The organism is Micromonospora sp. M42 (assembly GCF_000568915.1).
Taxonomy (GTDB): domain Bacteria; phylum Actinomycetota; class Actinomycetes; order Mycobacteriales; family Micromonosporaceae; genus Micromonospora; species Micromonospora chalcea.
Genome location: NZ_KK037233.1, coordinates 1,198,511 through 1,209,512, shown reverse-complemented (window position 1 = coordinate 1,209,512; position 11,002 = coordinate 1,198,511). Strand labels below are relative to the sequence as shown.

10 protein-coding genes are annotated in these 11,002 nt (G+C 74.7%); 6 read left to right on the top strand and 4 right to left on the bottom strand.

All coding sequences use genetic code 11. The features are described from left to right. Nucleotides 1-626: EamA family transporter (locus MCBG_RS32895; protein WP_043330168.1), on the bottom strand; the 626-nt coding region annotated here is incomplete at its 3' end. Between the two features lie 57 nt (nt 627-683). Further along, nucleotides 684-1,448 (bottom strand): HAD family hydrolase, encoded by a 765-nt coding sequence (locus tag MCBG_RS05240; protein ID WP_043330167.1) that lies wholly within the window; start codon nt 1,446-1,448, stop codon nt 684-686. Between the two features lie 86 nt (nt 1,449-1,534). Between MCBG_RS05240 and MCBG_RS05235 the strand changes: the two genes are divergently transcribed. Then, the gene (locus MCBG_RS05235; protein ID WP_043324364.1) at nt 1,535-4,315 is read left to right on the top strand and encodes a DEAD/DEAH box helicase; all 2,781 of its coding nucleotides are present in this window, start codon (nt 1,535-1,537) and stop codon (nt 4,313-4,315) included. Between the two features lie 166 nt (nt 4,316-4,481). After that, nucleotides 4,482-5,369 (top strand): MHYT domain-containing protein, encoded by an 888-nt coding sequence (locus MCBG_RS05230; RefSeq protein WP_043324362.1) that lies wholly within the window; start codon nt 4,482-4,484, stop codon nt 5,367-5,369. 8 nt (nt 5,370-5,377) lie between these two features. On the opposite strand, the gene MCBG_RS05225 is transcribed toward MCBG_RS05230, so the two are convergent. Further along, on the bottom strand, nt 5,378-6,301 hold the full coding sequence (locus tag MCBG_RS05225) for a 5'-3' exonuclease (RefSeq protein ID WP_043324360.1): 924 nt from the start codon (nt 6,299-6,301) through the stop codon (nt 5,378-5,380). 99 nt (nt 6,302-6,400) lie between these two features. Here MCBG_RS05225 and MCBG_RS05220 point away from each other — a divergent pair, with 99 nt between their 5' ends. From MCBG_RS05220 to MCBG_RS05205, 4 genes are all read left to right on the top strand, one after another. Next, a complete protein-coding gene (locus MCBG_RS05220; protein ID WP_043324358.1) occupies nt 6,401-7,486 on the top strand; it encodes a DUF4037 domain-containing protein in 1,086 nt (361 codons plus the stop codon). Between the two features lie 128 nt (nt 7,487-7,614). Continuing rightward, entirely contained in the window at nt 7,615-8,979 is a 1,365-nt protein-coding gene (locus MCBG_RS05215) for an extracellular catalytic domain type 1 short-chain-length polyhydroxyalkanoate depolymerase (RefSeq protein ID WP_043324356.1), read from the top strand. A gap of 152 nt (nt 8,980-9,131) precedes the next feature. Further along, complete coding sequence (locus MCBG_RS05210) at nt 9,132-9,254, top strand: ribosomal protein bL36 (RefSeq protein ID WP_043324353.1); 123 nt, start codon at nt 9,132-9,134, stop codon at nt 9,252-9,254. Nucleotides 9,255-9,258: 4 nt separating this feature from the next. After that, nucleotides 9,259-10,035, top strand: a complete 777-nt coding sequence (locus tag MCBG_RS05205; RefSeq protein WP_043324351.1) for an SDR family oxidoreductase — start codon at nt 9,259-9,261, stop codon at nt 10,033-10,035. On the opposite strand, the gene MCBG_RS05200 is transcribed toward MCBG_RS05205, so the two are convergent. Then, nucleotides 9,995-10,750: a glycosyltransferase family 2 protein gene (locus tag MCBG_RS05200; protein ID WP_223201081.1), complete on the bottom strand. Its 756-nt coding sequence runs from the start codon at nt 10,748-10,750 to the stop codon at nt 9,995-9,997. The two genes, MCBG_RS05205 and MCBG_RS05200, sit on opposite strands and share 41 nt — an antisense overlap. Nucleotides 10,751-11,002 lie beyond the last annotated feature (252 nt).

The window sequence follows — 11,002 nt, the reverse complement described above, 5'->3', positions numbered from 1 at the left end:
ACCGGGTCGGCGAGGCGACCGCCGCCGTCGGCCAGCCCGAACGGCAGCGTCAGCAGCGCCGTGACGGTCAGCGAGAGGGCCAACCCGTCCGCGCCGGGGAACCGCGCGCCGATCCGCGCCGAGCAGACGATGTAGGCGGCCCACATCGCGCCCGCCGTCAGCGCCAGCGCCGCGCCGACCGGGTCGAGCCGGTCGAACCCGCCCTGCCCGAGCAGCGCCACCCCGCCCAGCGCCAGCGCGGCCCAGAACCAGGCCGCCGCCCGGCGCGCGCCGAACACCGACAGCGCCAGCGGGCCGAGCACCTCCAGCGTCACCGCCGGACCGAGCGGGATCCGCTCGATCGCCTGGTAGAAGATCGAGTTCATGCCGGCCAGGGCCAGCCCGAACGCGACCACTGCGGCCCAGTCCCGGCGCCCGTACCCGCGCACCCGGGGGCGGCACACCACGAGCATCACCAGCGCGCCGATGGTCAGCCGCAGCGTCACCGCCCCGGCCACCCCGGTACGCGGGAAGAGCAGCGCCGCCAGCGCGGAGCCGAACTGCACCGACAGCGCCCCGCCGAGCACCAGCGCGACGCCGCCGAGCCGGCCCGGCGCACGCGGCGGCAAGGGGTGGACACCGGTCATGCCCCTGACCGTAGCCGGTGCGCCGGGACGGGTTCGCGCCGCTGGCGGGGTGTGCGCTCAGCCGACCCCGGCCAGGTCGAGCACCGCGCCGAGCCCGTTCGGGCGGCCGGCGTCGGCGCACGGCAGCACCAGCACCCCGCACCCGGCCGCGACCGCGCCCGCGTCGGCCGGGGTGTCGCCCACCATGAGCGTGCGCTCCGGGTCGACGCCGAGCATTCCGCAGGCGCGCAGGAAGATGCCCGGGTCCGGCTTGCAGCGCCCCACCTCGTACGACAGCGCGTACGCGTCGACCAGCCCGTCGAGATCCCAGGCGGCGAACAGCGGTCGCAGGTCGAAGCCGATGTTGCTGACCACCGCCACCTTCACCCCGGCGGAGCGCAGCGCGCCGAGCACCGGCTCGGTGTCCGGGTACGGCACCCAGCCCTCGGGCACCAGCACCCGCTCGTAGAGCGCGTCGGCGAACCCGTCGATGCCGGTGTCCACCGTCTCGGCCAGCCCGGTGTACGCGCCCCGGTGGGCCTGCGGGTAGAGATCGCGGTCGGCCCACAGCTCGGCCAGCCGGGGCGGCACCCGGGCCGGCAGCGGGCCACCCGCGCGCCCGGCGGTGAGCAGCCGGTCGGCCAGCGACGTGGCCCGGATCCGGTCCAGCTCGACGCCGCAGGCGGACGCCGCGGCGAGCACCCAGGTCAGCGGCTCCTCCACCTGGGCGAGCGTGCCGTGGAAGTCGAAGAGCACCGCCTCCACGGGCCGGCGGGACGGGCGCGGGCCCACGACGTCGTCGGCGCCGCTGGCGGCATGGGGCAGTTCGGTACGGTCCGGCACGTCGTGCACCCTACCGACCCGCTCCGACCGTCCTGCCGGATGGCCTTGACCGGTACTCGTCGGCCGTACCGATTAATCTTGGATCCATGTCGAGCCCCGCCGAGCGGTACGCCGCGGCGCGCCGCCGGGCCGCGCAGGCCTCCGCCTTCCCGGCCCTGGACGAATTCTCCCTGGATCTCGGGTTCGATCTCGACGACTTCCAGCGCGAGGCGTGCGAGGCGCTGGAGCGGGGCAGCGGCGTGCTGGTCTGCGCGCCCACCGGCGCCGGCAAGACCGTGGTGGGCGAGTTCGCGGTGCACCTGGCGCTGCGCGGCCGGCCCGGCGGCGACGCGCCTGCGGCCCGGCGCAAGTGCTTCTACACCACGCCGATCAAGGCGCTGTCCAACCAGAAGTACCACGACCTGGTGGACCGCTACGGTGCCGAGCAGGTCGGCCTGCTCACCGGCGACAACGCGATAAACGGCGACGCGCCGGTGGTGGTGATGACCACCGAGGTGCTGCGCAACATGCTCTACGCCGGCTCGGCCACCCTGGAGGGCCTGGCGTACGTGGTGATGGACGAGGTCCACTACCTGGCCGACCGGTTCCGTGGCGGGGTCTGGGAAGAGGTGATCATCCACCTGCCCGAGTCGGTCACGCTGGTGTCGCTGTCGGCCACCGTCTCCAACGCCGAGGAGTTCGCCGACTGGCTGGTCACCGTACGCGGGGAGACCGCCGTGGTGGTCTCCGAGCACCGCCCGGTGCCGCTGTGGCAGCACATGCTCGTCGGCAAGCGGATGTTCGACCTGTTCCACGACGCCGACGCGGCCCGCAAGCACGACGTGCACCCGGAGCTGCTGCGCTACACCCGGGACACGATGCGCCGGCTGGAGCTGGGCGAGGGCCGCAGCGCCGGCCCCGGTGGCGGCCGGCGCGGCCCGCGTTGGCGCGGCCCGATGCGCCCGGACATCGTCGACCGGCTCGACCGGGAGGGGCTGCTGCCGGCGATCCTGTTCATCTTCAGCCGGGCCGGCTGCGACGCCGCAGTGCAGCAGTGCCTGGCCGCCGGGCTGCGCCTGACCTCCCCGGAGGAACGCGCCGAGATCCGCCGGGTGGTCGAGTCCCGGGTCACCGCCATCCCCGGCGAGGACCTGTCCGTGCTCGGCTACTGGGAGTGGCTCGACGGGCTGGAGCGCGGGCTGGCCGCCCACCACGCCGGCATGCTCCCCGCGTTCAAGGAGGTCGTCGAGGAGCTGTTCGTCCGCGGGCTGGTCAAGGCCGTCTTCGCCACCGAGACGCTGGCGCTGGGCATCAACATGCCGGCACGCTGCGTGGTGCTGGAACGCCTGGTCAAGTTCAACGGCGAGGCGCACGTCGACCTCACCCCGGGCGAGTACACCCAGCTCACCGGCCGGGCCGGCCGCCGGGGCATCGACGTCGAGGGCCACGCCGTGGTGGTCTGGTCGCCGGAGACCGACCCCCGGCACGTGGCCGGGCTCGCCTCCACCCGCACCTACCCGCTGCGCTCCAGCTTCCGGCCGTCGTACAACATGGCCGTCAACCTGGTCGGCAGCGTCGGCGCGGCGCCGGCCCGCGAGCTGCTGGAGTCCTCGTTCGCGCAGTTCCAGGCCGACCGGTCGGTGGTCGGCCTGGCCCGGCAGGTGCAGCGCAACACCGAGACCATCGAGGCGTACGGCGCGGAGGCCGCCTGCCACCACGGCGACTTCGACGAGTACTTCGCGCTGCGGGTGGCGATCGCCGACCGGGAACGCGCCATCGCCCGGCAGGGGCAGAGCCAGCGCAAGGCGGCGGCTGTCGCCTCGCTGGAGCGGCTGCGGGTCGGTGACGTGATCCGGGTGCCGTCCGGGCGGCGGGCCGGCCTGGCGGTGGTGCTGGACCCGGCCACCGGCGGGTTCGGCGAGCCCCGGCCGCTGGTGCTCACCCAGGACCGCTGGGCCGGCCGGGTCACCCCCGGTGACTTCACCACCCCGGCGGAGGTGCTGACCCGCATCCGGGTGCCGAAGCACTTCAACCACCGTTCGCCCGCGGCCCGGCGGGACCTGGCGGCGGCGGTCAGCGGCACCGGCCTGGACCGGCACGGCGGCCGGCGGGGTGGCCGGTCCCGTCAGGCGGCGGGGGAGGACCACCGCCTCAGCCAGCTCCGCGTCGAGCTGCGCGCGCACCCGTGTCACGCCTGCCCGGACCGGGAGGAGCACGCCCGCTGGGCGGAGCGGCGGCGCCGGCTGGAACGCGACACCGAGGAGCTGCGCCAGCGGGTGTCCGGGCGGACCGGCTCGCTGGCCCGTACCTTCGACCGGATCGTGGCGTTGCTCACCGCGCGCGGCTACCTGGCCGCCGACGGTGAGGTCACCGACGCCGGCCGGATGCTGGCCCGGATCTGGACCGAGGCGGACCTGCTGGTGGCCGAGTGCCTGCGCCGCCGGGTGTGGGACGGCCTGTCCCCGGCGGAGCTGGCCGCCGCCGTGTCGGTGGTGGTCTTCGAGGCCCGGCGGGACGTCGACGAGCGGGCGTCGTTGCCGCGTGGTGGGGTCGCCGACGCGGTCGACGAGACGCTCAAGCTGTGGGGCGACATCGAGGCCGACGAGGCGGCGCGCGGCCTGGCGGTGACCCGCGAGCCGGATCTCGGGTTCGCCTGGCCGATCTACCGGTGGGCGCGCGGCGAGGCGCTGGCCAAGGTGCTCGCCAGCGGGCACCAGATCGACGGGGAGATGCCGGCCGGCGACTTCGTCAGGTGGGCGCGACAGGTGGTCGACCTGCTCGGGCAGATCGCCGACTCGGGTGGCGCTTCGGCCGAGCTGCGCGGCACCGCACGGCAGGCCATCGCGGCGGTCAACCGGGGCGTGCTGGCCTACCACGCCTCCGCCTAACGGTCACTTTCGGTCACCGATCTCCGGAAACCGACGCATCGCTGCGTCACCGCGCTGACACCCCGCGAATTGTCGGGGGGTCGATGCATGCCCTGGTCAGGGCCTATCCCATCATTGCCCCGGGGCGCCGTGGGTCGCGCTGCGTCGATGGTGAGGAAAGGGCGTCGTGGGCGAGATCAATCACTTCGAGTACGGGTGGATCACACCCGCGCTCAGCTACGCGTTGTCAGTGCTCGGCTCGGCGCTCGGACTGGTCTGCGCCGGGCGGATCCGGACCGCCACCAGCGGCGGCCAGCGCGCCTGGTGGGGCCTGCTCGCCGCGTGGGCGCTGGGTGGCACCGCGATCTGGGCCATGCACTTCATGGCGATGCTCGGGTTCGCCGTCTCCGGCACCCGGATCCGCTACGACGTGCCGCTGACGGCCGCCAGCACCGCGATCGCGGTGGCGTCGGTCGGCATCGGGCTGTGGATCGTGGGCACCGGCCGGCTCGCCGCGCCGCGTCTGCTGGCCGGCGGGTTCTTCACCGGCGCCGGGGTGGCCGCCATGCACTACACCGGCATGGCCGCGATGCGCCTGGACGGCTCGTTCGGCTACGACCCGCTGCGGGTGACGCTGTCGGTGGTCATCGCGATCGTGGCCGCCACCGTCGCGCTCTGGCTGGCGATGACCGTCCGGCGCGGGCTCGCCATCGCCGCCTCGGCGCTGGTCATGGGCATCGCTGTCAACGGCATGCACTTCACCGGCATGAGCGCGCTGTCGGTGCACCTGCACGAGAGCCGCGGCCCGGCCTCCGGCACCGAGGTGAGCGGACTGCTGGTGCCGATCGTGCTGGCAGTGGTCTTCGGCGTGGTCGGGCTCGTCTACGCGCTGCTCGCCGCGCCGTCGGACGACGACCGGGCCGGGGCCGCGTACGTCAGCTCGCGGCTCGGTGACGCGCCGCGGACGGTCGCCGCCGAGCCAGCGCCGGACCCGGTGGGCCTGCGTGCCCGGTCGACGCTGGCGCAGCCCGGCGCCCAGTTCCCGAGCCGCCGGAGCACCGACCGCCCTTCGTGATCAACTGATCACGATCGGTCGCCCGCCAGCGCGTCGACCAGGCGGCGGCAGGACCCGGCCAGGTTCCAGCGCTGCGCCAGCTCCAGCAGCCGCTCCGGGTCGGCGGGCGACGTCGGCAGCGTCGGGTCCAGCTCGGGCAGCGGCACGTCGGTGGCGATCCGGACCACCTTCGGCGCCACCGCCAGGTAGTCGCGGGCGGCGTCGAGCTTGGCCCGCAGCCCCGGGGCGAAGCCGGAGCCGGGGTCGTCGAGCGCGGCCAGGATGCCGTCGAGCCCGCCGTAACGGTCGATCAGCCGGGCGGCGGTCTTCTCACCCACCCCGGCCACGCCGGGCAGGCCGTCGCTGGGGTCGCCGCGCAGCGCCGCGAAGTCGGCGTACCGGTCGGCGGGCACGCCGTAGCGGGCCCGCACCGCCGCGTCGTCGCAGTCGTCCAGCTTGGCCACGCCCCGCCCGACGTAGAGCAGCCGCACCGGGCGCGCGTCGTCGACGAGCTGGAACAGGTCGCGGTCGCCGGAGACCACCTCGACCGGGCCGGGCTGGGTCACCGAGAGCGTGCCGAGCACGTCGTCGGCCTCGTAGCCGGTGGCGCCCACAACCGGGATGCCGAGCGCGTCGAGGACCTCCAGGATCATCGGCACCTGCGGGGACAGCGTGTCCGGCACGACCTCGCCGCCCTCGGGCGCGACCCGGTGCGCCTTGTACGACGGCAGCAGCTCCACCCGCCACGCCGGCCGCCAGTCGTGGTCCATCGCGCAGATCATCCGGTCGGGACGGCGGGTGCGGACCAGCTGGGCGAGCATGTCGAGGAAGCCGCGCACGGCGTTCACGGGCTGGCCGTCGCTGGTCTTCGCGGCCGACTCGGGAATGCCGAAGTAGGCGCGGAAGTAGAGGCTGGGGGAGTCGATCAGGAGGATCGGCTGTCGGTGTGCCACGGCGACAAGCCTTCCACAGCCCTCTGACGAGATGGGGGAGGCGACCGCGGGACCGGAAACCCGGGCGCGCGCGGGTCCCCGGATGCGCAGACTGGCGGGGTGAGCTTCGTACCCGGCCTGACCCTGGCCCGCCGGTTCCACGACGAGGTGGTGGGTCCGCTGCTGGCGCGGCGGCTGCCCGGCCTGCGGTACTCCGCCGGTCTGCTCGACGGCGGCTCCGAGCTGCTCGGCCTCGACACGCCCCGCTCCACCGACCACGACTGGGGTCCGCGTACCCAGGTCTTCGTGGACAGCGCGCACGACGTGGCGCCGGTACGGGCGGCGCTGGACGCGGACCTGCCGGCGCGGTTCCTCGGCTGGCCGACCCGGTACGCCGGCGGCCCGGCGGTACGGCTCGGCACGGTGCACGCCGACGGCGACCGGCACGGCGTGAGCGTGGACGAGCTGGGCGCGTGGCTGCGGGACCGGCTGGGCGCCGACCCGCGCGCCGGCATGTCGGTGGCGGACTGGCTGGCGACGCCGACGCAGCGGCTGGCGGAGCTGACCGGGGGAGCGGTGTTCCACGACGGGCTCGACGGGGCTCTCACCGCCGCCCGCGCCGCGCTGGCCTGGTATCCGGACGACGTGTGGCGGCACGTGCTGGCGTCCGGGTGGCAGCGGGTCGCGCAGGCCGAGCACCTGGCGGGCCGGTGCGCCGAGGTCGGCGACGAGCTGGGCAGCCGGGTGGTGGCCGCCGGGCTGGCCCGGGACCTGATGCGCCTCGGGCTGCTGCTGCGCCGCCGCTGGCCCCCGTACGCGAAATGGCTCGGCACGGTGTTCGCGACGCTGCCGGGCGCGGCGCCGGTGGTGGACGGGCTCGCCGCCGCGCTCGGTCCGGGCGAGTGGGCGGTCCGCGAGCCGGGCCTGGTCCGGGCGCTGGAGACGGTGGCCGGCTGGACCAACGACGTCGCGCTGGCGCCGGCTGTGGACCCGGCCGCCCGGCCCTTCCACGACCGGCCGTTCCTGGTGCTCGACGCGGGCCGCTTCGTCGAGGCGCTCCGCGCCGCGATCACCGACCCGCGGCTGCGCGACCGGCCGCCGATCGGCGCGGTGGACCAGTACGTCGACAGCGTGGACGTGCTCACCCACCCGGACCGCGCCCGCCGGGTGGCCGCGGCGGTTGTCCGTCCGCCGGGCGCGGCCTAGACTCCGATTCGAGTCGCATCGATCCGCGACTGTCTATCTCGTCTCCGAGGGTCCGGGCCGCCCGTCGCAGGCGCCTCGCCGGCGAGGACGCCGCTCCGTGCGGCGTTCCCACCACCGAGGAGAACAGCATGCTGTCCAGAATGAGCAGACTCCGGCTGCTCGGCGCGGCGCTCGCCGCCGCCGGGCTCGCCGTCGGAGCGGCGCTCGCCGTCCCCGGGCCGGCCTCGGCCGCCGCGCTGACCGAGGTGACGAACTTCGGCACCAACCCGAGCAACCTGCGCATGTACCTGTACGTCCCGGACACCGTCGCGGCCCGTCCCGGCCTGCTCGTGGTGAACCACTACTGCACCGGCAGCGGCCCGGCCATGTACTCCGGCACCCAGTTCGCGTCGCTGGCCGACCGGTACGGCTACATCGTCGTCTACCCGTCGGTGACCCGCAGCAGCAAGTGCTTCGACGTGTCCTCACCGCAGGCGCTGCGCCGCGACGGCGGCAGCGACCCGGTGGGCATCAAGTCCATGGTGGACTACGTGCGGCAGCGCTACCCGGTCGACTCGCAGCGGATCTTCACCACCGGCACCTCGTCCGGCGCGATGATGACGAACGTGCTGCTCGGCGACTACCCGGACGTGTTCCGCGCCGGGGCGGCCTTCGCCGGGGTGCCGTTCGGCTGCTTCGCCACCACGAACGGCTCGGAGTGGAACAGCGAGTGCGCCAACGGCCAGGTGCTGAAGACCCCGCAGCAGTGGGGCGACCTGGTGCGCAACGCCTACCCGGGCTACACCGGCCCGCGTCCGCGGATGCAGATCTGGCACGGCACCAACGACGAGACGCTGCGCTACCCGAACTTCGGCGAGCAGATCGACCAGTGGACGAACGTGCACGGGCTGAGCCAGACGCCCGACTACACGGACAGCCCGCAGTCCGGCTACACCCGGACCCGCTACGGCGGCACCGGCGGCACCGCGACCGTCGAGGCGATCAGCATGCAGGGCGTCACGCACAACTTGCCGGTGGACGCGGCCCAGGCGATCCGCTTCTTCGGCCTGGACACCGTGCCGCCGACCAGCCCGCCGCCCACCACGGCCGTCCCCACCACGCCGCCACCCACCACGCCCCCGCCGACGACGCCCCCGCCCACCACGGCGCCGCCGCCCACGACGCCGCCGCCGTCGGGGGCCTGCCGGGTCGGGTACGTGGTGAACGCCTGGAACAACGGCCTCACCGCCTCGGTGACGATCACCAACACGTCCACCACGGCGATAAACGGCTGGAGCCTCGCGTTCACGCTGCCGGGCGGCCAGACGATCACCGGCGGCTGGAACGCCACGTACAGCCCCACCAGCGGCGCGGTGACTGCCCGCAACGTCTCCTACAACCCGGTGATCGCACCGGGCGGCTCGGTGGACATCGGCTTCCAGGCCACCCACACCGGCAACGCCGGTAAACCCGGCTCGTTCACGCTCAACGGAAGCCCCTGCACGGCCGCCTGATCCGCACGCCAGTACGCCGAGGTGGCGGCATCCCGGACACGGTGATGCCGCCACCTCGGCGGAGCGGTGGCGATCACGCGGGACCGGGCATGAGCACCGCCGCGGCGGGTACCCGTCCCGGACGGACACCGGCGGGAACCGAAGGAGCGGATATGAAGGTCCGAAGCTCCCTGCGCGCACTCAAGCGCAAGGCCGACTCGATAGTGGTCCGGCGCCGGGGCAAGCTGTTCGTGCTGAACAAGTCCGACCGGCGGCAGAAGGCCCGGCAGGGCTGAGCCGGTGGCGGACATCCTGATCACCGGGGCCGGCAGCGGGCTCGGCCGGGGCACGGCGCTCGGGCTGGCCCGCGCCGGCCACCACGTGATCGCCGCGGCACAGATCTGGCCGCAGGTCCGCGAGCTGCGCGCCGAGGCCGAACGGGCCGGCGTCGCGCTGGACGCGATCAAGCTGGACGTCACCGACCCGGCCGACCGGGCCGCGGCCGCCCGCCACCGTGTCGACATCCTGGTGCTCAACGCGGGCCTGCAGGAGGCCGGCGCGGTGGTGGAGATCCCGATGGAGCGGGTCCGCCGCTCGTTCGACGTGAACGTCTTCGGCCACCTGCACCTGGCGCAGGACCTCGTGCCGCCGATGCTGGCCCGGGGCGCCGGCAAGGTGGTCTGGGTGTCCTCGGCGGTCGGCGTACGAACCCGGCCGTTCATCGGCGTCTACGCCGCCACCAAACACGCGATCGAGGCGCTCGCCTGGGCCATGAAGGGCGAGCTGGAACCGCGCGGCGTCCGCGTCGCGGTGATCAACCCGGGCCCGTACCGGACCGGCTACAACGACACCGGCGTGGAGACCATGTCCCAGTGGTGGGACGAGTCCACCGCGCTGCTGCCGCGCCCTGACTTCGGCGACTACCTGGGCCACCAGCGCGACCCCCAGGAGATGATCGACGAGATGGTCCGCGCGGTGCCCGCCGACGACGGTCACCCGTACCGCACCACGTGCCCGCCGTCGCTGCGCGAGCAGCTCAGGGAGTTCGAGTCGCAGGTGTGGGACGCGACGTCGTGACGGCGGTGTCCGGGATGCGCTCCGGGTGGGCACCGCCGGTCAGCCGGGCCGCGGCGAAGCCGACCAGCGGACGGTAGATGCGCACCGAGTCGGCGAGCGCGGAGAAGTGCGAACCCGCGTTGCCCGCGTGGTAGCGGGTGGCGATGTCCACCTGCTCGACCGGCAGCCCTGCGCCCACCGCGCGCAGCAGCACGTCCATCTCGTACTCGAAGCGGTCGCCGGGGACGGTGACCAGCCAGTCCAGCAGCCCGGCCGGGTACGCCCGCAGCCCGGTCTGGGTGTCCCGCACGTCCCGGCCGGTCGCCAGCCGGAACGCGACCCGGGTCGCGGCGTTGCCGAACCGGCTGCGCGCCGGCACCTCGCCGTCGAAGCGGCGCACGCCGAGCGTCATCGCGCCGGTGGCGCGCATCCGCCCGGCCACCCGGCACACGTCCTCCACGCGGTGCTGACCGTCGGCGTCCACACAGGTCACATCGTGTCCCGGGTGGCGCGTGGCGGCGTACCGGAAACCGGTGCGCAGCACCACGCCCTTGCCCCGGTTGACCCGGCGGCGCAGCACCTCGGCGCCCCGGTCGCGGGCCGCGCGCAGCACCCCGGCTGCGGCCGGGCCGCTGCCGTCGTCCACGACCAGCACCCGCGCCCCGGGCAGCGCGGCCCGCAGGTCGGTGACCAGCGGCGGAAGCCGGTCACCCGGCCGGTACACGGGCACGAGCACGATCACTGGACCTCCCGGGGTGGACTCGCCCGCCGGCACGGTCCGCCGGGTCGATCGAGGAGCGTCGTACCCCGGGCCCGCGACCGCGAATCACCGCCGGGGCGTGAGGCGTCCGATCCGGTCGGCCGCGCGGCTCAGCGCGCGCTCGCGGCGCAGCGACGCCTCCGGAGTACGCACACCGAGATAGCCGAGCCGCTGAGCGCCCGGACCGCCCGCTCACGCCGGGCCGTCACCGTTCGGGCGCGGTCACCG